Annotated in this window: 19 protein-coding genes; 9 read left to right on the top strand and 10 right to left on the bottom strand. The window is 62.5% G+C overall.

Annotation, left to right across the window (positions count from 1 at the left end):
* The first annotated feature begins 327 nt into the window (after nt 1-327).
* The 3 genes from lpxO (at nt 328) to AC07VG_RS15340 (ending at nt 1,999) form a co-directional block, all read left to right on the top strand.
* Nucleotides 328-1,227 carry a lipid A hydroxylase LpxO gene (gene lpxO, locus AC07VG_RS15330; RefSeq protein WP_495003871.1) on the top strand — a complete coding sequence of 300 codons (900 nt, stop codon included), beginning with the start codon at nt 328-330 and terminating at the stop codon, nt 1,225-1,227.
* Nucleotides 1,228-1,276: 49 nt separating this feature from the next.
* Nucleotides 1,277-1,450: a hypothetical protein gene (locus AC07VG_RS15335; RefSeq protein WP_495003872.1), complete on the top strand. Its 174-nt coding sequence runs from the start codon at nt 1,277-1,279 to the stop codon at nt 1,448-1,450.
* A 63-nt stretch (nt 1,451-1,513) separates the two neighbouring features.
* Nucleotides 1,514-1,999: a GNAT family N-acetyltransferase gene (locus AC07VG_RS15340; protein WP_495003873.1), complete on the top strand. Its 486-nt coding sequence runs from the start codon at nt 1,514-1,516 to the stop codon at nt 1,997-1,999.
* A 2-nt stretch (nt 2,000-2,001) separates the two neighbouring features.
* On the opposite strand, the gene AC07VG_RS15345 is transcribed toward AC07VG_RS15340, so the two are convergent.
* The 4 genes from AC07VG_RS15345 to copC form a co-directional block, all read right to left on the bottom strand.
* Nucleotides 2,002-2,541 (bottom strand): hypothetical protein, encoded by a 540-nt coding sequence (locus AC07VG_RS15345; RefSeq protein WP_495003874.1) that lies wholly within the window; start codon nt 2,539-2,541, stop codon nt 2,002-2,004.
* A gap of 96 nt (nt 2,542-2,637) precedes the next feature.
* Nucleotides 2,638-4,008, bottom strand: a complete 1,371-nt coding sequence (locus AC07VG_RS15350; RefSeq protein ID WP_495003875.1) for a GntT/GntP/DsdX family permease — start codon at nt 4,006-4,008, stop codon at nt 2,638-2,640.
* Between the two features lie 153 nt (nt 4,009-4,161).
* Nucleotides 4,162-5,013 (bottom strand): copper homeostasis membrane protein CopD, encoded by an 852-nt coding sequence (gene copD, locus AC07VG_RS15355; protein WP_495021445.1) that lies wholly within the window; start codon nt 5,011-5,013, stop codon nt 4,162-4,164.
* Nucleotides 5,014-5,017: 4 nt separating this feature from the next.
* Nucleotides 5,018-5,392, bottom strand: coding sequence for a copper homeostasis periplasmic binding protein CopC (gene copC, locus AC07VG_RS15360; protein WP_495003877.1), 375 nt, complete (start codon nt 5,390-5,392; stop codon nt 5,018-5,020).
* A 164-nt stretch (nt 5,393-5,556) separates the two neighbouring features.
* Between copC and AC07VG_RS15365 the strand changes: the two genes are divergently transcribed.
* Both AC07VG_RS15365 and AC07VG_RS15370 read left to right on the top strand, forming a co-directional pair.
* Nucleotides 5,557-6,102 carry a histidine phosphatase family protein gene (locus tag AC07VG_RS15365; protein ID WP_495003878.1) on the top strand — a complete coding sequence of 182 codons (546 nt, stop codon included), beginning with the start codon at nt 5,557-5,559 and terminating at the stop codon, nt 6,100-6,102.
* 60 nt (nt 6,103-6,162) lie between these two features.
* A complete protein-coding gene (locus AC07VG_RS15370; protein ID WP_495003879.1) occupies nt 6,163-6,705 on the top strand; it encodes a cysteine hydrolase family protein in 543 nt (180 codons plus the stop codon).
* Nucleotides 6,706-6,841: 136 nt separating this feature from the next.
* On the opposite strand, the gene AC07VG_RS15375 is transcribed toward AC07VG_RS15370, so the two are convergent.
* From AC07VG_RS15375 to AC07VG_RS15400, 6 genes are all read right to left on the bottom strand, one after another.
* Complete coding sequence (locus AC07VG_RS15375) at nt 6,842-7,921, bottom strand: nucleoside hydrolase (protein WP_495003898.1); 1,080 nt, start codon at nt 7,919-7,921, stop codon at nt 6,842-6,844.
* 91 nt (nt 7,922-8,012) lie between these two features.
* The gene (locus tag AC07VG_RS15380; RefSeq protein WP_495021446.1) at nt 8,013-9,323 is read right to left on the bottom strand and encodes an MFS transporter; all 1,311 of its coding nucleotides are present in this window, start codon (nt 9,321-9,323) and stop codon (nt 8,013-8,015) included.
* 300 nt (nt 9,324-9,623) lie between these two features.
* Nucleotides 9,624-10,256, bottom strand: coding sequence for an N-carbamoylsarcosine amidohydrolase (locus tag AC07VG_RS15385; protein ID WP_495003881.1), 633 nt, complete (start codon nt 10,254-10,256; stop codon nt 9,624-9,626).
* A 15-nt stretch (nt 10,257-10,271) separates the two neighbouring features.
* A complete protein-coding gene (locus tag AC07VG_RS15390) occupies nt 10,272-11,024 on the bottom strand; it encodes a maleate cis-trans isomerase family protein (RefSeq protein WP_495003882.1) in 753 nt (250 codons plus the stop codon).
* A 136-nt stretch (nt 11,025-11,160) separates the two neighbouring features.
* On the bottom strand, nt 11,161-11,967 hold the full coding sequence (locus AC07VG_RS15395) for an alpha/beta fold hydrolase (RefSeq protein WP_495003883.1): 807 nt from the start codon (nt 11,965-11,967) through the stop codon (nt 11,161-11,163).
* Nucleotides 11,964-13,112 carry an FAD-dependent monooxygenase gene (locus AC07VG_RS15400; protein WP_495003884.1) on the bottom strand — a complete coding sequence of 383 codons (1,149 nt, stop codon included), beginning with the start codon at nt 13,110-13,112 and terminating at the stop codon, nt 11,964-11,966. The genes AC07VG_RS15395 and AC07VG_RS15400 overlap by 4 nt, the downstream gene beginning before the upstream one ends.
* A gap of 310 nt (nt 13,113-13,422) precedes the next feature.
* On the opposite strand from AC07VG_RS15400, the gene AC07VG_RS15405 reads away from it, so the two are divergent.
* The 4 genes from AC07VG_RS15405 to AC07VG_RS15420 all read left to right on the top strand — a co-directional run bounded on the left by AC07VG_RS15405 (nt 13,423) and on the right by AC07VG_RS15420 (nt 19,643).
* Entirely contained in the window at nt 13,423-14,475 is a 1,053-nt protein-coding gene (locus AC07VG_RS15405) for a 2,5-dihydroxypyridine 5,6-dioxygenase (RefSeq protein ID WP_495003885.1), read from the top strand.
* Between the two features lie 240 nt (nt 14,476-14,715).
* Entirely contained in the window at nt 14,716-15,156 is a 441-nt protein-coding gene (locus tag AC07VG_RS15410; RefSeq protein WP_495003899.1) for a MarR family winged helix-turn-helix transcriptional regulator, read from the top strand.
* Between the two features lie 418 nt (nt 15,157-15,574).
* Entirely contained in the window at nt 15,575-16,051 is a 477-nt protein-coding gene (locus AC07VG_RS15415) for a (2Fe-2S)-binding protein (protein WP_495021447.1), read from the top strand.
* A gap of 16 nt (nt 16,052-16,067) precedes the next feature.
* Nucleotides 16,068-19,643 (top strand): molybdopterin cofactor-binding domain-containing protein, encoded by a 3,576-nt coding sequence (locus tag AC07VG_RS15420; protein WP_495003887.1) that lies wholly within the window; start codon nt 16,068-16,070, stop codon nt 19,641-19,643.
* Nucleotides 19,644-19,751: the final 108 nt, after the last annotated feature.

A 19,751-nucleotide genomic window follows, 5' to 3' on the forward strand; every position in this document is an offset into this window, starting at 1 on the left:
CTCGCTGTCGTTGGCTTCATTAGAATGCCACCGTGGCGCTACAGACGCCTCGGCTTGGGCGAGTCCATCCAATTACAAGGTTGCCTCGTGTTCACAAGAGCGTGCCAGGTCTGCGGAGATGGGCCGTGCCAGTAGCGCTGTAAGAAAATCCTGTAATGGATAGTGATTTTGCTTTCATCCGGAAGACGAAACACTGGAAACCCATACGCCAGCTGTTCTACCCTAGCGCGTTGGCTACCTTTGCGACGTCTGGACCCCGGCTTGTGTGCACCGGCTCACCAGATGCATGAAGGGTAGCGTGTCCTTTTGACTTCTGTGACGACGCCCGTGAAACTCATCATCATCGCTGTTTACGTCTTGTCCATCGCGTACGTACACCTGCGCGGCAAGGTCCGGCACAAGCTGAGCCGGCAACTGAGTGACCACTCGACCTTCCTGGCCCCGATCAACTGCTTCCTCTACCTGTTCTCCAAGGTGCCGAGCCGTCCGTACCTGGAGCCGGCCGACTTCCCCGAGCTCAAGCCGCTGCAGGACAACTGGCAGGAAATCCGCACCGAGGCCCTGGCGCTGCTGCGTGCCGGTGAGATCAAGAAATCCGAGACGCCCAACGACGTCGGCTTCAACTCTTTCTTCAAGACCGGCTGGAAGCGTTTCTACCTCAAGTGGTACGGCGACAACCATCCTTCCGCCGTCGAGCTGTGCCCGCGTACCACGGAGCTGCTCAACAGCATCGGCAGCATCAAGGCCGCGATGTTCGCCGAGTTGCCGCCGGGTTCGCGCCTGGTTCGCCACCGCGACCCCTACGCCGGTTCCCTGCGCTATCACCTGGGCCTGGAGACGCCGAACGATCCGGGCTGCTACATCAATGTCGACGGCCAGGACTACCATTGGCGCGATGGCGAGCCGGTGATGTTCGATGAGACCTTTATCCACTACGCCGAAAACAAGACCGAGCAGAATCGTGTGATCCTGTTCTGCGATGTCGAGCGTCCGTTGAAGTATCGCTGGGCGACAGCGTTCAACCGCTGGTTCAGCCGCAACGTGATGTCCGCCGCCGCCTCGCCGAATGATGCGAACGACAAGACCGGTGGGATCAACAAGTTCTTCACCAAGATCTACGGTATTCGCCTGCGGGGCAAGGAATTGAAAAAGCGCAATCGCACCCGCTACTACCTGGAAAAGTGGGCGATCTTCGGTGGCTTGCTGGCGTTGTTCCTGCTGATCTAGTTCACCCTGTCGTCATCCGAACCCGACCGCCACCGCGCAGACAAAGCCTATGAAGTGCTGTACCTGGCGCAGCCGGGCATCGCGCGGGCGTGAGGCGGCGCTGTCCGCAAGCCGGGAGCGTCGGGATGCCCTGGGTTGGCATCTGCTCGGGCTGGGTGTCGGTGCGGGGTTGATCCTCAGCCTGACGCTGCTGATCGGCCTGCCGATGGTGAATTTTCATTGAAATGATTCAAGCCGTCGCACAATCCGCATAGCATGGGCGACTTCACCGACTCTGGAAGCGCCCATGTCCCTCGAAATACGCGAAGCCCGGCCCAGCGATGCGCCGCAGATCCTGGCCTTTATCACTGAACTGGCCGAGTACGAGCGAGCCCGCCATGAAGTGATCGCCAATGTCGTCGACATCGAGCGCAGCCTGTTTGGCGAAGGCGCCACGGCCCATGGCCTGATCTGCCTGCGTGACGGCGAGCCGGTCGGGTTTGCGGTGTTTTTCTTCAGCTACTCCACCTGGCTCGGGCGTAATGGCCTGTACCTGGAAGACCTCTACGTGTCGCCGCTACAACGCGGTGCCGGGGCGGGCAAGAAGCTGTTGCGGCATCTGGCGAAGATTGCCTGCGCCAATGACTGCGGGCGCCTGGAGTGGAGTGTGCTGGACTGGAATGAGCCGGCGATTCGCTTCTACGAATCCATCGGCGCGCAACCCCTGAGTGAATGGGTGCGCTACCGCATGGACGGTGAGGTGCTGAAGCGCTTTGCCAACACCGAAGACTGAGCTCAACGGCTGAAGACGTACTGTCCCTTGATCTTTTTCGGTGACATGAACACCACGTCCGGAAACAGCAGTGACTTCACGTAGATGACGTACACCAGGCTGGCAAAGCCGATCAGCACGCCGATAACCGTAGTGATCGGCTCCTCGCTGAATCCGTCGAACGCTCGGTGGAACTGCGAGACGTTGAGCAGGACGTAGACGGTGTAGTAGCTGGAGTGGTTGCGGTAAACGCCGTAGGCCAGCAGGAAGGGAATGGCGGCGAAACCCAGGGGCATCAACCAGACAGCCGTCGGGCCGATACTCGCCCCGAACACAAAGCCGACGGCGGCCGCCAGCAAGCCCTGCAGGATCATGATGGCGAGTACCCCGATGACTTTCCAGCGATGGCGCTGGTATAGCTGCGGATCGGGATGATTGGCCAGCAACACTGCCAGCGCCTTGTCTTTCAGGGCGCCGCCACGCAAGGACTGGAAAATCTGACTTTTCGGTGTCCCGGCGTCCAGTAACTCGAGCGCCTGTTGCCGGGTTTGCTTTTTGTCCATGACGACTATTCCTTGAGTCAGGTTATTCCCTGGGGAAAGGCGCCATTATCCCAGTTGGGAGGCGCCTTCCGTCAATCTTCAACTCGTCGCAATGGGTTACTGGAACCACTGCCACAGTAACAGCGTGCCGATCAGGCCAACCACTGAAACAATGGTCTGCAACACCGACCAGACCCAGATTGTCTGCTTGAGCTGCAAGCCGAAGTACTCGCGGACCATCCAGAAGCCGGCGTCGTTGACGTGGCAGAAGAACACCGAGCCGGCGCCGATCGCCAGGGCCACCAGCGAGCTCTGGGTGCTCGCCAGGCCGGCCATCAGCGGCGCGAGAATACCCGCCGTGGTGGTGGTTGCCACGGTAGCCGAACCGGTGGCCTGGCGCAGCGCCACGGCAATCAGCCAGGCCAGCAGGATGTAGGACATGTTGGCGCCAGTGGCGACTTTGCTGATGGTGTCGCTGATGCCGGCTTCCAGCAGGGTCTGTTTCAGGCCGCCGCCGGCGCCGATGGTCAGCAGCAGCATGGCAATCGGCCCAAGGCTCTTGCGCAGCACGCTGCCGACCTGGTCGCGGGCCATGCCGATGGACCAGCCCAGGCAGATCACCGCCGCGATTACCGCGATGCCCAGGGCGACCAAGGGCTCGCCGAGGAACTTCAGGGTGATGGCGAAGTTGCTTTGCGGCGCCATGGCGACCTTGGCCAGGGTGCTGCCGAGCATCAGCAGCACCGGCAGCAGGATGATCAGCAGCGAGATGGCGAAGCTCGGTTGGCGCCGGGTCTGGACCTTGGCGGTGAACAGGGCGCCGAGTTCGGCCGGCTCCTTCACATCCATGCGCTTGGACAGCCAGATCCCGTAGAGCGGGCCGGCGAGGATCACCGCCGGAACGGCGATGCAAAAGCCCAGCAACATGGTCATGCCAAGGTCGGCGTGCAAGGCACTGACCGCGATCAGCGGGCCCGGATGGGGCGGCATCAGTGCGTGCAGGGTGGTCATGCCGGCCAGGGCCGGGATCGCCACCTTGAGCAGCGGCTGGCCGGATTGGCGGGCGATCACGAAGATGATCGGCACCATCAGCACCAGGCCGACTTCGAAGAACAGCGGCAGGCCGATGATCATCGCGACCATTGCTATGACCCAGGGCAGGGCCTTGCCCCGCGCATGGCGCAAGAGGGTCGAGGCGATACGGTCGGCGGCCCCGGACTCGGCCATCAACGCGCCGAGCATGGCACCCAGGGAAATGATGATCCCGGCTTCGCCGAGCAGGCTGCCGGCGCCCTTGCTGAAGGCCTTGGCCACTTCTTCTGGCGGCAACGAGGCGCCGATCCCGGCGACGAAGGTGCCGATCAGGATGGACAGGAAAGGGGGCAGTTTGGTCAGGCTGATCAGCACGATGATGGTGGCGATTGCCAGCAGGCAGCAGACGATCAGGCGGGTGTCGTGGGCAAGCCACGCGGCATGTGAAAGATCCAACGGGAACCCCTTCTTGTATTATTTTGTTACGCGGTTGGAGGGAATATACCTGATGGATTCATATAGATGATTAGATGAGACAGGTTTTTTTGCGAACAGGGGTATGAAAGTTCGGACGGCTTTACGTTGTTCGATGGCCATGCCCGGGTGGGTTCAGTCCATCAGCATCGGCGGTAGCGTGCCCAACAGCGATACCGCGAGAATCGCCCCCAGCCCGAGCAGCCATTCGACCGCCACACTGGTGCGCAGGATGCTGAAACGTCCGCGAGGACTCATCACCCGGTTGAACAGCGCCAGTCCCAGCATCAGCGTGACCATCAGCACCTTGATCAGCAGGATCAGGGCGAAGCCGCTGAACAGTGGCGTCGGCCAGATGGCGCCAGTGAGCACACGCACATTGATCAGGCCGGTGACGATAATCACCGCGACCATCAGGTAGCCGAGGCTGCCGAACCGTCCCAGGACCTGCTTGATGTCATGTTCCGCTGGCTGGTTCAACATCAGGGCGAGCAACATCAGGCCACCGACCCAGGCACCGACGCCGCTCAGGTGGATGAACTGGTTGAGCATCAGCAAGCGCCCGTCGAGGCCGTCGAGCATGGCGCCGTGGCCGACCGGGGCAAGGGTTGCCAGCAGCAGGAAACCGAGCAGCAGGTTGACGGCCGGGCGGGCGTTGGCCAGCAGGCTGAGCAACAGCAGCAGGCACAAGCTCAGATGCCAGCTCCAGACCTGACCGAAAAAGGTCTTGCCCAGAACCAACTGCAGGGTGGCCGGATTCAGGGCGTCGGCCCAGTCGCCGGTCATATCGGCGGTGGTCAGCAGCAGCCAACCCCCGGCGCTGAGCAAGCCCAGCAGCGCCAGCCAGCGCTTGATCCGGAGCAGCCGTTGATCCAGTGCCGGTCGGGCTGCGCTGCCGATCAGCCAGGGTCTGAACAGGCAGGCCCCGAACAACGACAACACCACGGCGAAATGCAGGAAGCGGCACAGGACCATGGCGTTTTGCATAGACTCAGTTGCCCACCTTGAAGCTGTAGTTGCCTTCGCTCTTGTGGGTATCGACCGACACCGCGTGCCACACAACCTTGTACTCGCCGGCCGGGAGCGGTGCGGCCGGGGTGACGATCAGGGTTTTCTTGTCGGCCGGATCGGTGGCGATGCTTTTCAGTATGACGTTCTTCTCGGCGCTGCTGACTTCGACCTTGCTCAAGGCCGCTTCGACCCCTTCGCTGAACACCAGGCGCAATTCGGCCGGGGCGCTGACGGTGGCGTCCTTGGCCGGGGTTTCGCTTTTCAGGTGGGCATGGGCGAAGGCGGCGTTCGCCCCGGCCAGGCCGGCCAGCAGGAGCAGGGCGCCGAGGGTTTTCTTGAGCAGGGCAGCAGGCATCGAGCGGTTCCTCGTGGAATGAAGTGAGCTGACTATACTAGCTCGCTCTGCAGCCGAACGTCGCATTTGAGCCTGGGTTCGCGTGAGCGATACTTGCAATACGGGTCGAGTGACTTCCCGGTATGTTGAGCCACGACACGGACTGCCTTTCGGAACACACCCTTATGCCGACGCGTTTGAGCTTTGTTTGTCATGCCCGCACCGAGGCCCAGCGCCTGGGGCGTTTCCCGCTGGACGAGCCGGTGGAGCCCAAGGGCTTGCTCAAGGCCGCTGAACTAGCGGCGCGTCTGAAAAAACCGGTGCGTATCCTCAGTGCCCCGGAAACCCGCGCCTGGCAGACCGCCGAGGCCTTGGGTGGCGAGATCGAAATCGTCCCGGAACTGGGCGATCTGGATTTTGGCGAATGGCAGGGTGTTGCGCTGACCGACTTGCTTGAGAGCGAGCCCGACTTGCTCGCGGCCTGGACCTCGGACCCGACGCAGGCCCCGCCGGCGGGCGAGTCGGTGGCGGCGTTGTGTGCCCGGGTCGGGGCCTGGCTCGAGGGCTTTCGCGAGGAGGGGCATTTTATCGTGGTGACCCATCCCTTTGTGATGCGCGCGGCACTGCTGCATGCCCTGGGGGCCGGCCCCGCTTCCTTCAACGCGATCGATATCGAGCCTTTATCCGTGGTTGACCTGCGTCGTAACGGGCACTGGCGGTTGCGGATTTGAGAGAAGGGGACTTTTGCTTGCGGTACTCTTGTGGGTATCACACGGAAGGAGAAACACCCCATGCAAGCAGACAATGCACAGCGTTCGGCTTTGTTGATCATCGATATGCAGGTCGGTCTGTTCCACGCTCCCGACCAGCCCTGGGAAGGGCAGCGGGTGCTGGAGAATATCAATCAATTGATTGGCAGGGCGCGGCAGGCCAATGCGCCGATTTTCGCGGTCAGGCATAACGGGCCTGAAGGCTCGCCGATTGCGCCGGGCAGTGCCCTGTGGCAACTGGTGCCGGAACTTCAGGTTGATCCCGCGGTGGATCGTTTGCTCGACAAGACGCGCCCCAGTTGTTTCTTCAATACCGGGTTGGCCGAGCAACTGGATGATGCCGGTATCGGGCGCTTGGTGATCGTCGGGATGAAGACCCAGTATTGCGTCGATAGCACGAGCCGCTTGGCGCGGGATCTGGGGTTCGAGGCGCTCCTGGTGGGCGATGCCCATACCTGCATGGATACGCCCGGGCTATCGGCCCGGGCGATTGTCGAACATCACAACGCGACCTTGAACGGGGCGTTTGTGCAGGTGTTGAACACGGCTGACGTGCGGTTCTGAATGGCGACCGCTACGCGGTCATCGCTGGCCAAGCAGCTCCCACAGAGATCTGTGTCTACTCCAATGGAGCGTTCACGGTTGCTCTTCTGTGGGAGCCGGCTTGCCGGCGATAGCGGCCTATCCGACAGCGCTGGCCTCAGGGCTTTTTCACCGGCGTCGGCAAGGTTACCAGCGACACGTAGTCGTTCCAGAATTTCTTCTGGTCCACCGCGAACACGATCCTGGCTTTCTGCGTCCCCACCGGCGGGTTCTTCTTGTAGCCCAGCGCGCGACCGTAGTCCGGGCCGAAATGGGTGTCGACATCGATCCACATATCGCGCGATTCGGTGACGATTTCCGGCTCCGCGAGGAACAACGCCGGCAGGCTGTCCCAGGTAAAGCTGTGATAACCCGGGTCCTTGGCGAATTGCGGTCCGAACACGCTCTTGTACAGCTCCGGCACCGCCCCCTTGGCCGCAATCACCCGCTGGTAGACCGAGGCATCGAAGGTGACTTTCTCACAGACATCGTTGGGGAAGATCACGTGTTCGATCGGCGAGCGCAGGACGATCCTCGCCGCCTCGGGATCGAACCACCAGTTGAACTCCGCCGCCGGCGTGGTGTTGCCGGGGATCTCGATGGCGCCGCCCATGTACACGATGCGCTTGATCAGCGGCACGATGTCCGGCGCCTGGCGGATCGCCAGAGCCAGGTTGGTCAGCGGACCGATAGCCAGCAGGGTCACCTCATGGGGATTCTTGCGCACGCTGTCGATAATGAACTGCGGCGCGGTTTCGCTGCGCAGTTTGGTATGCGTTGCCAGGCCATCGGGCGGTGCGATCAATTGTGTCGCCGAGGTCGGCCGCGGGTTCTTGAACGCCCCCGGCCAGCCTGCGCCGAACAGCGCCTGCTCCTGTGGATAAGTGGCGAAGTCATGCAGCAGCGGATAGGCCGCGCCGGAGTAGACGCCAATTTCCTTTTCCACCCCCATGCGCTCCACGGCCTTGAGCGCGTCGACCTGTTCCTGGTCGACCCAGGCATTGCCGCTGACCAGGGTCATGCCCAGCAGGTCGATCTTCTTCTGCGCGTGCAACTGCGCCAGCATGATAAAGGCCTGGCCGTCGTCGTTGAGGACGTTGAAATCGGTGTCGATGATGACTTTTTCGGCTGCTTGCAGCGAGCCGGCCGACAGACCGACAGCCAGCGCCAGCGCGCAGCCCTTGAGAAAGCGTTGCATGGTGATATGCCCCAATGAGTGGTTGTTGTATTGCGCTAATCCAGCCTGCCTGCCGATGCCTGGAAACGCCATCGGCAGGTCAGTGGCCTACTTAACGATTGACCAGCTTGGCCGGCAAGGCGATCACCAGGAAGCTGCTGAGGATCAGGCAACCGGCGAAGAACCAGAGGGCTCCGGCACTGCTGCCGGTGAGGTCGATGGCCACGCCCATCAGCGAGTTGCTGACCAGCCCGGCGATGTTCGCCAGCGAGCAGGCCAGGGCAAAGCCGGTGGCCGCCGCGGTGCCCTTGAGGAAGGTCGCCGGCAGGCTGAAGAACACCGGTACCGCGCCGATGATCGCCGCCGAGGCAATGGCGAACAGGGCCACCGTCGCCACCACGTTATGGGTGAAGAAGGTGCTGGTGGCCATGGCGGCGGCGCCGATGAAAAACGGCACGATGATGTGCCAGCGGCGTTCGCGGTGCTTGTCGGAACTGGCGCCGATCAGCAGCATGCCGAGCAGTGCAGCGACACTCGGCAGGGCGGTGAGCACACCGATATGAAAGGTGTCGGTGATCCCCGCGTTGCGGATGAAGGTCGGCATCCAGAAGCCCATGGCATAGGCGCTGAGCAGGATCGAGAAATCGATACCGCCGAGCATCCAGACCTTGAGGTTGAAGAAACCGTCGCGGAAATGCTGCTTGCTCTCGGGGCTGCTGGCCTCGTCGCTCAACAGTTCACTTTCCAGTACGGCTTTTTCCTCTTCGTTGAGCCATTTGGCCTGCTGGAAGTGGTTCGGCAACACCCGGAAGGTCAGGAGGCCGAGCAACACGCTGGGCACGGCTTCGATCAGGAACAGCCATTGCCAGCCGCGCAGTCCGTTGACCTGGTCGAAGTGGCCCATGACCCAGCCCGACAGTGGTCCGCCGATGACGCTGGAGAGCGGCAGGCCGATCATGAACAGGGCGATGATCCGCCCGCGCCGATTGGTCGGAAACCAGGTGGTCAGGTAGAACAGCACGCCCGGCAGGAACCCGGCCTCGGCGGCGCCGAGGAGGAAACGCAGGATGTAGAACTGGGTGGTGGAGGTCACCAGCATGGTGCAGGCCGAGAGCAGGCCCCAGGTGATCATGATCCGCGCGATCCAGATTTTCGCCCCGACCTTTTCCAGCACCAGGTTGCTCGGTACTTCGAAGAGGATATAGCCGACGAAGAACAGCCCGGCCCCGAGGCCGAAGGCGGTTTCACTGAAGTGCAACTGGTCGAGCATCTGCAGTTTGGCGAAGCCGATATTGATCCGGTCGAGGTACGCGGCCAGATAGCAGAAGCACAGGAACGGGATCAGTTTCCAGGTGATCTTGTGGTAAAGCGCTTGAGTCGGGTCGGCGACCGTAGTCGCGGTTGTCGCATTCGCAATGGGCATTGGTTGTCTCCTGGCGGTGACTTATGGTTTTTATACAGCCGCTTTTTCCAGCACTCTGGAGCGCAGTAAAGGCGGCTTCCAAAGGCAGTGTCAGAAGACTGGGAGCTGCACTGGTTTTTCAATGTGGGAGCTGGCTTGCCAGCGATGGCGGTCGTTCAGAAACATTGCTGTCGTCTGACACTCCGCTATCGCAGGCAAGCCAGCTCCCACAGTTGATCGGCTGTGTTCAACAAGCCGTATTCCAAAGTGGGCTCTCAGTTTTTCAAGACCACGCTCTATGGCGCGGTTCTTCGTAAAACCTTATTGCTCCTTGAACTTCTCTATCGCTTCCTGTTTGCTGACGACATCGCCGTACTTGCTGTCGATGTCGAACAGATTCGCTTCATGGGGCGCCGGATGGCGGTCACCCACGCATTCACGTACCACGATGGTCCGGAAACCATGCTGGACGGCATCCACCGCTGTCGCGCGGATGCAGCCACTGGTGGAACAACCGGCCAGCACCACGGTGTCGATGCCTTGGGCGTGCAACTGCGAGGCCAGGCTGGTACCGAAAAACGCGCTGGCGTATTGCTTGCTGATCACTACTTCCGAAGGTAGCGGCAGCACCGCTGCGCAGAAGGCCGCGAGCGGATTGCCCTCGACCATGTCCTTCATCACCGGTGCCTTGCGCACCCAGATGCCACCATCGGCGAAATGCCCCGGATGGTAGCGAATATTGGTGTGCACCACCGTAACTCCATGACGACGGGCACAATCCAACAACTCGACGCTTTCGGCCACGGCGCTGACCACCCCGGGGGCAAATAGCGGCGCGCCTTCGGTGGTGTAGCCTTGCATGAAGTCGATCATCAGCAGGGCCGGCTTGTGGCCGAAGCCGATCCGCTGGCCCCAGACGCCCTGGTAATTGTCATTGGCGCTTTGTTCGCTCATGGCGAGATTCCTCGATCAGTACGCGCCGGAGAGCAGGGCGCCGGCACCGGGCACGATCGGCTCCAGGTCCAGGGCCTTGAGCATCGCGTAGGTGGTGGCGATGGCGGCGGTCAGCACCGGTTTGCCGGTCTGCGCCTCGACCTTGGCGACTGCCGGCAGCGACTGCATCTGCACGCAGGCCGAGAGCACGATCACATCGACGCCTTCCAGGTTCATGCCGGCGACGATGCCTGGCAGGTTGTCCGGGTCGTGACGGGCCACTTCGAGGTTGTCGGGGATCTCCAGGGCGCGCCAGTCCACCACCTCGAAACCTTCTTCGCGGATGTAGTTCACCACCAGCTCGGTCAGCGGTTTCATATACGGCGCGACAATCGCGATGCGCTTGGCGCCCATGACTTTCAAGCCTTCGATCAGGGCGCCGGCGCTGGTGATCACCGGGGCGTTGCCGTCATTGTCGGCGGTGGCCTTGCGCAGCCGGGCCTCGGACTGGCGGTGATAGCCCAGGCCCATGGCCATGATCGCCACCAGGCAGGCGTAGCCGAGCACATCGACCTTGGCGTCGGACAGCTCGACGGCGCAACGGTCGGATTCACCGTCCATGGCCGCCAGTTCTTCCTTGCGCACCTGCTTCATGCGCATGCGGGCAGAGTGAAAGGTGAAGCGTTCCGGACGGATCGCCTGGCGCGCGTTGAGCATCGCCGGGATCTCGGTCTCCATGGTGGTGTTCGAGCTGGGTACGATCTGGCCGATACGGTAGGGCTTGATCATGCGGGTCTCCTTATAAGGTTCGGGTCATTACCCTGTAGGAGCGAGCTTGCTCGCGATGGTTGTCCAGGCACCACTGGGTATCAGGTGCCCCGCGTTATCGTTAACGTCCATCGCGAGCAAGCTCGCTCCTACAGGTTCAGGTCAGGCTGACGCCGAGGAAGTCGCCGAAGGCGGTGAAGAAGCCTTCCAGGTCATCCCAGGGAATCATGTGGCCGGCATTGGCCACGTGGGCGATCCGGATGCTCGGTTGCAGCTCACGGATTTCGGCTTGGTCCTCGGGCAGGATCACGCCGCCGCGACCGGCCACCAACAGCAGCGTGGGGGCGCTGAGCTGGGGCAGATCCTGGTGGAAGTCCACCGTATGGAAGTCGTTGAAGGCCCTGACGATGGCCGGCTCATAGCAGGTGTGCAGCCATTCGGCGCGCAGTTGCAGTTGCTCCGGGGTCCAGCTGGCGCAGAAGGCGCGCATCGCCTCGGCGTCCATGCCGATCAGCGCCTGGCGGATCGAGTCGACGTACCAGGGCAGCTTGCTCGGATACTCGCGCCGACCCGGACCGGACACCGGCGGATCGATCAACACCAGGCTCTTGACCCCGGCGGGGCTGAGCACGGCACTGCGCACAGCGAAGCGTGCACCCATGGAATGGCCGACCAGGTGGTAGTTGTCCAGGCCCAGGGCGGCGGCAAAGGCGGCGATATCCTTCGCACAGGCCTCGGCGCTGTAGTCCAGCTCCGGACCGCTTGCGGACAGGCCGCGGCCGCGGACGTCCAGCACATAGGTGTCGAAGTGCCGGCCGAAGCGTTCGGCAACGAAGCCCCAGGTGATCGCCGGGCTGGTGATGCCGGGGATCAGGATCAGCGCCGGGCCCTGGCCGCCATAACGCAGGTAGTGCTGGCGAATACCGTTGGCCTGGACGTTGCCGCCATGGACGAAAGTGCTCACGCCGCCACCCCCGATTTCAGTACCTGGGCGTAAAGGTCGTAGCCGTAGACCCAGGCCGGATCTTCCTGGGTGCGTAGCCAGGTATTGGCGTTGGACACCGCCTGGACCCGCGAGGCGCGTTCCTTGCGGTTGGCTTCATAGAGTTCGAAGGCGGTGCGGTAGTCGCCGAGGCCGGTTTCCTGCAGGCAGCGAGTGAGCATGGCGGCGTCTTCGATGGCCATCCCGGCACCCTGGGCCATGTGCGGTTTCATCGGGTGACAGGCATCGCCCAGCAGCACCAGGCGACCGCGGCTCCACAGAGGCAGCGGATTGCGGTTGCGCAACGGCCATTTGGTCACGCTGTCGGTGGATTCGATCAGCGCCTGCACGGTGGGGTGGTAACCCTGGAAGGCTTCGAACATCTCTTCGCGGCTGCTGTCGACGAACGGGCCCTCGAAGTCCAGCTCCGGGTGCGGTACGCCGGTGACATAGTAGTACTCGTCGCGCTTGCCGGTGGTGTAGTAGACCATCATGTGCCGGTCCTCGCTCCACCACTTGATGCAGTCCTCGAAATCGAGGTCGTAGCGGGCCAGTTTGTCACGGGTGATCAGCGCGCGGTGGGCGACCCAGCCGCTGTACAGCGGCGCTTCATGGCCCAGCAGTTCCTCGCGGATCTTCGAGTTGATGCCATCGGCCCCGATCACGATATCGGCGCTGGCGCTGGTGCCGTCGGTGAAGTTCAGGCGTACCTGATCACCGCAGTCCTCGATCTTTTCCAGGCGCTTGTTGAAGTGCAGGGTGCCGGGCTTGATCGTCGACATCTGCAACGCATGCAGATCGCCACGGTGCACGGTGATGTAGGACGCGCCGTATTCCTTGCGAGCGAATTCGCCCAGGGGAATGCGCGACAGGTAGTCACCGCTCATGCCATCGCGACTGAACCAGTGATCGGGGTGCGAGCCCATCTGGTCGAGCTGCTGCTCGATGCCCATGCGCCGGAAGATCTTCATGATATTCGGACCCATGTGGATCCCGGCGCCCAGGCGGGAAAACTCCGGGGCCTGCTCGTAGATCGATACGTCGAATCCGGCTTGTTGCAACAGCGTGGCGGCGGCGGCGCCACCCAGGCCCGCGCCGACGATGGCGATTTTTTGCGTGCTTGCCATGGGGCTTGCTCCTCGTTCCGAGTGTGGGGCGGCGGTTTTTTCCACCGGGTTTTAAAGTGTATACGCTCTTTTTTTCAAAAGAGAAGATCCTCTATAAAAATTAAATTTTCACCGCGTTTCGCCATGGGTAACGCTAAGTAACCAAACTTTATTGGCTGTGTGTGGGTTTGTAACGTTTTGGTCTGCTGCTTGCAGAGTGCCGTTAATTCAGGTCTTATCGATATTAAATGGCGTATACGCTACAAATACGCACTAAGCTGAAGCGTCGCGCCTCGACTTGGTGCAGCGCGAACGAAGAGGAGAGAAGAAAATGCCGGTAAGTGATTGCGAACTGACGCAAATGTTCGAGCACGTGTTGAAACTGTCGAAAGTCGACTCGACCCAGAGTGTCGCGGTGCTCAAGAGTCATTACTCCGACCCGCGTACCGTGCGCTCGGCGATGGAGGCGGCGCAGCGCCTGGGGGCCAAGGTGTACGCGGTGGAATTGCCGTCGTTCAACCACCCGACGGCCATGGGCAACGACATGACCGCCTACTGTGGCGACACCGCGCTGACCGGCAATATCGCCGCGCAGCGGGCGCTGGAAGCGGCGGATTTGATCGTCGACACCATGATGCTGCTGCATTCACCGGAACAGGAGCAGATCCTCAAGACCGGCACGCGCATCCTGCTGGCGGTGGAGCCGCCGGAAGTGCTGGCACGCATGCTCCCCAGCGAGGCGGATAAGGTGCGGGTGCTGGCGGCGGAAGCGCTGTTGAAGAAGGCTCGTTCGATCCATGTGACCTCCCGGGCGGGTAGCGATTTCCGTGCGGCGCTGGGGCAGTATCCGTCGGTGACCGAGTACGGTTTCGCCGACGAACCGGGACGTTGGGACCATTGGCCGAGCGGTTTCCTGTTTTCCTGGCCGAACGAGGAAACCGCCGAGGGCGTGCTGGTGCTGGATGTCGGCGATATCCTGCTGCCGTTCAAGACCTACACCCGGGAGAAGATCACCCTGGAGATCGAGAAGGGCTTTATCACCTCGATCCACGGTGGTTTCGAGGCCGGGTACCTGCGCGACTACATGAAGTATTTCAATGACCCTGAGGTGTACGGCATCTCCCATATCGGCTGGGGCCTGCAACCCCGGGCGCAGTGGACCGCGATGGGGTTGCACGACAAGAACGACGGCATGTGCATGGATGCCCGGGCGTTCTATGGCAACTTCCTGTTCTCCACCGGGCCGAATACCGAGGTCGGCGGGACGCGCAAGACGCCGTGTCATATGGACATTCCGTTGCGTCATTGCGATGTGTACCTGGATGACCAGGCGGTGGTGATCGGCGGTGATGTGGTGGCGCCAGAGGCGTCGCGGGCCCGCTGAGTCCGGTGGGAGGGGGCTTGCCAGTGAGGCTTCGGGTGGTCTTGCTGGCCTCTTCGCGGGCAAGCTCCGCTCCCACAATTCTGGCGTCTACCGATACTGATAGGTATGACGCGGTACTGTGGGAGCGGAGCTTGCCCGCGAAGAGGCCCTGTCAGACAACCCCACACTTGAGTCCCTCCCACAATCTGTCCATCATGCCTGCCCATTCTCCCTCGCCTTTTCGAGCCCGCCGTGTCGGATATTCCTGATTCCAATCCTTATGTGTTTTCCGAACAAGTCGGCCACCTGCTGCGCAAGGCCTACCAGCGGCATATGGCGATCTTCCAGCAGAATGTCGGCGATTCGCAGCTCACCGCCGTGCAGTTCGTGACCTTGTGCGCGGTGCGCGATCACGGTCCCAGCTCGCTGACCGAGCTGGTCAAGGCCACCGCCGTGGACCAGGCGACCATTCGTGGCATCGTCGAGCGACTGAGGGCGCGTGAACTGATCAGCCTGGAGCCGGACCCGGAAGACCGGCGCAAGGTTATCGTCGGTTTGTCCGAGGCCGGCAGCCGGTTGGTGCAGCAGACCGTGCCCTGCGCGGCGAAGATCAGCGAGCTGACCATGAGCAACCTCAATCCCGCCGAGCGGGTTGCGGTGCTGTTCCTGTTGCGCAAGATGATCGACGACCGCGACGAATAACTTCTTGTGCACGGGCTCTTGTAGGAGCTGGCTTGCCGGCGATGCGATCTGGTAGCCGACATCGCTGTCGCCTGATAAACCGCTATCGCCAGCAAGCTGGCTCCTACAGGGTCTGCGTATTCACCGCGAATCATGTTGGTGCGCGGGCTCTTGTAGGAGCTGGCTTGCCGGCGATGCGATCTGATAGCCGACATCGCTGTCGCCTGATAAATCGCTATCGCCAGCAAGCTGGCTCCTACAGGTTTTGCGTTTCGCCAATGGCTGACGCAAGCACCCGAATGGCCAACTGGCACTCTTCTTGCTCTCTCTTCATGTAGTAACCACTTCATCGAAAAAAGTGTGTCGTCAGGAGACATAGTTCTCAACCCATACCCTTTTCATGTAGTAGTTGCTTCATCAAATGAAGCGAGCGCAAGCCATGACGACGCAGGAAATCACGCTAGCCCTTGAGGTCAACGGCCAACGCCATTCGGTCACGGCCATGGCCGACACCCCGCTGTTGCTGGTGCTGCGCAACGACCTGCGGCTCAACGGCCCCAAGTACGGCTGCGGCCTGGGGGAGTGCGGGGCGTGCACGGTGATCGTCGACGGCGTGGCCGCGCGCTCCTGCGTGTTTCCCCTGGCCGGCGCCGTGGGTCGACAGATCGTCACCCTCGAAGGCCTCGGCAGCCGCGAGGCGCCGCACCCGGTGCAACAGGCCTTTATCGACGAGCAGGCGGCCCAGTGCGGCTATTGCCTGAACGGCATGATCATGACCGCCAAGGCCTTGCTCGACCGCATCCCGCACCCCAGTGAAGCTCAGATCCGCCAGGAACTCTCGGCCAATCTCTGTCGCTGCGGCACCCATATCGAAATCCTTCGCGCGGTGCTGCGTGCCGCCCGTCCATTGCCTTGAACCAGGATCGACGACCATGAGCGACGCCATCCCAACCCGCGACCAATGGCTGGCCAAGACCGGCGTGCTGTTGGTCGTCGATGACATCCTGCCGCCCTCGGGACCGGTGGCCAAGGGCGGCACGCCCTTGGTAAAACCCAAGGAGCTGGGACTGTTTATCGCGGTCAATGACGATGGTCGGGTCTATGCCTTCAACGGCCATGTGGACCTGGGCACCGGCATCCGCACCTCGCTGGCGCAGATCGTCGCCGAAGAGCTGGACCTGGAGCTGGAGCAGGTGTGCATGGTGCTCGGCGATACCGAACGGGCGCCGAACCAGGGCGCGACCATTGCCAGCGCGACCCTGCAGATTTCTGCGATTCCGTTGCGCAATGCCGCGGCCGAAGCCCGGCGTTTCCTGCTGGCGCGGGCCGCCGGGCGCTGGTCGCTGAACGTGGCGGCGCTGCGGGTCGAGCACGGTATCGTCAAGGCAGCAGATGGCCGGGCCTTGAGTTACAGCGAACTGGTGGCGGGCGAGCATGACCAGTTGCGCATCAGCGGCAATGCGCCGCTCAAGCCGGCCGAAGACTATCGGCTGGTGGGCAAGGGCACGGCGCGGGTGGATATTCCGGCCAAGGCCACCGGCGAACTGGTCTATGTCCATGACATGCGTGTGCCAGACATGCTCCATGGCCGGGTCGTGCGCCCACCTTATGCCGGTTTCGACAGCGGCGACTTTGTCGGCAACAGCCTGCTGGAAGTCGATGAGTCATCCATCGCGCATATCCCCGGGATCGTCGCGGTGGTGGTGATTCGTGACTTTATCGGGGTGGTCGCGCTGCGTGAAGAGCAGGCGGCGAAGGCCGCCCGGGAACTGCGGGTGCGCTGGAAGGACTGGACGCAGAAGTTGCCGGACCTGAGCAATGTCGAACAGGCGATTCGCGACAACCCGCGGATCAAACGCACGGTGCTGGACCAGGGCGATGTGGATGGGGCGCTTGCCGGTGCCAGCCAACGCATGCCGCGCACTTATCTTTGGCCCTATCAGATGCACGCCTCCATCGGACCGTCCTGTGGCCTGGCGGATTATCACGAGGAGGGTATCCGGGTCTGGTCCGGCAGCCAGAATCCGCACCTGCTGCGGGCTGACCTGGCCTGGCTGCTGGAGTATCCGGAAGAACGTATCGAGATCATCCGCATGGAGGCCTCAGGCTGTTACGGTCGCAACTGCGCCGATGACGTCTGTGCCGACGCCTTGTTGCTGTCCCGGGCGGTGGGCAAGCCGGTGCGGGTGCAACTGACTCGCGACCAGGAGCATGCCTGGGAGCCCAAGGGCACGGCGCAACTGATGGACATCGATGGCGGCCTGAATGCCGACGGCAGCGTGGCCGCCTACGATTTCCAGACCAGCTACCCGTCCAACGGCGCGCCGACCCTGGCCTTGCTGCTGACCGGCCGGGTGGAACCGGTGGCGGCGATGTTCGAAATGGGCGACCGCACCTCGATCCCCCCCTACGCCTATGAACACATGCGGGTCAGCATCAACGACATGTCGCCGATTGTCCGGGCCTCGTGGATGCGCGGGGTGTCGGCCTTGCCCAACACCTTTGCCCATGAGTCCTATATCGACGAGCTGGCCTTTGCCGCCGGGGTCGATCCGGTGGAGTATCGCCTGCGTTACCTGCCGGACCCGCGGGCGGTGGACCTGGTGAAGTCCACCGCCGAACGGGCCGCCTGGACTCCACGCACCGCGCCCATGCAAACGCCCAGCGACGACCATCTGTTGCGCGGTCGCGGTTTCGCCTATGCGCGTTATATCCACAGCAAGTTTCCCGGTTTCGGCGCGGCGTGGGCGGCCTGGGTCGCCGATGTGGCGGTGGACCGACAGACCGGCGATGTCTCGGTGACCCGGGTGGTGATCGGCCATGACTCGGGGATGATGATCAACCCCGACGGGGTGCGGCACCAGATTCACGGCAATGTGATCCAGTCCACCAGCCGGGTGCTCAAGGAGCGGGTGACCTTCGAGGAGTCGACGGTGTCGAGCAAGGAGTGGGGCGGTTATCCGATCCTGACCTTTCCCGAGGTGCCGCAGATCGATGTGCTGATGATGCCGCGCCAGAGCGAACCGCCCATGGGCGCCGGCGAGTCGGCCTCGGTGCCGAGCGCGGCGGCGATTGCCAACGCGATCTTCGATGCCACCGGGATTCGTTTTCGCGAGTTGCCGATTACCCCGGAGCGGGTGTTGCAGGCGCTCAATGCCGGGACTGCCGGGGATCCGCCGAAGTCGCCGGAGAAACGTTCGAAATGGTTGTTCGGTTCGTTGTTCGCGGCCTTTGGCGCACTGCTCGGCATGGCTGCCACGGCCTGGCCCTGGCATGGCGAAATCGCCCCCATCGCGCCGCCCAGTGCCGGGACCTGGTCGACGGCGACACTGGAGCGCGGGCGCTTGCTGGCGGCGGTCGGCGATTGTGCGGTGTGCCACACGGCGCCGGGTGGTGCGAGCAATGCCGGTGGGCTGGCGATGGAGACGCCGTTCGGCACTTTGTACAGCAGCAATATCACCCCGGATGTGCAGACCGGCATCGGCAGTTGGTCCTATCCGGCGTTCGAGCGGGCGATGCGTGATGGCATCGGCCGTGACGGGCGTAACCTGTATCCGGCGTTTCCCTATACCGCGTTCCGCAATATCAACGATGCCGATATGCAGGCGCTGTATGCCTACCTGATGTCGCAGACGCCGGTCAGCCAGCCGGCCAAGGCCAATGCGATGAGGTTTCCGTTCAACCAGCGGCCGTTGATGGCCGGCTGGAATGCCTTGTTCCTGCGCCAGGGCGAAATCCAGGTACAGCCGCAGCGCAGTGAGCAATGGAATCGTGGCGCCTACCTGGTCAATGGCCTGGGGCACTGCGCGGCCTGTCATTCACCGCGCAATCTCTTCGGTGCGGAGAAGGGCGGGGCGGCGTTTCTGTCCGGGGCCATGGTCGATGGTTGGGAGGCGCCGGCGTTGAACGGCTTGTCGAAGGCGCCGACGCCGTGGACCGAGGATCAGTTATTCAGCTACCTGAGCACCGGTTACTCCGACGCCCATGGTGTGGCGACGGGGCCGATGGGGCCGGTGGTCACTGAGCTGGCGAAATTGCCGAAGGACGATGTGCGGGCGATGGCGGTGTACCTGGCGTCGCTCAATGGCGCGCAGGCCGAGGCGCGGGTGGTGGAGAAGGCGACCCGGCCGGTAGCTGCCGCGGAACGCCGGGTGCCCGAGGTGAAGTTGTCTTTGAACAACGGCCAGCGCCTGTTCGAAGGTTCCTGCCAGGGCTGCCATGCCGATGGGTTGGGGCCGAAGCTGTTCGGGGTCAGCCCGTCGCTGGCGACCAACAGCAATGTGCACAGCGATGTGCCGGACAATCTGCTCAAGGTGATCCTGCAGGGCATCCAGAATCCGGCAACCCGGGACCTGGGTTATATGCCGGGGTTCAAGGACAGTTTTTCCGATACCCAGGTGGCGGAGTTGGCGGCGTATCTGCGCAGTCGGTTTGCCGGTGAGGCGCCGGCGTGGCAGGGGTTGGAAAAGACCGTGGCGCATGTACGGGCCAATCCCGGAACCCACTGATGGGCACTGTTCGTTGCCACACCGCGAACCTGTAGGAGCCTGGCTTGCCAGCGATGGCGGCCGGATTAGCGCTGCAAGGCTTGATGGCCTCATCGCTGGCAAGCCAGC

The sequence above is a fragment of the Pseudomonas sp. GW821-FHT03C07 genome (assembly GCF_059420925.1).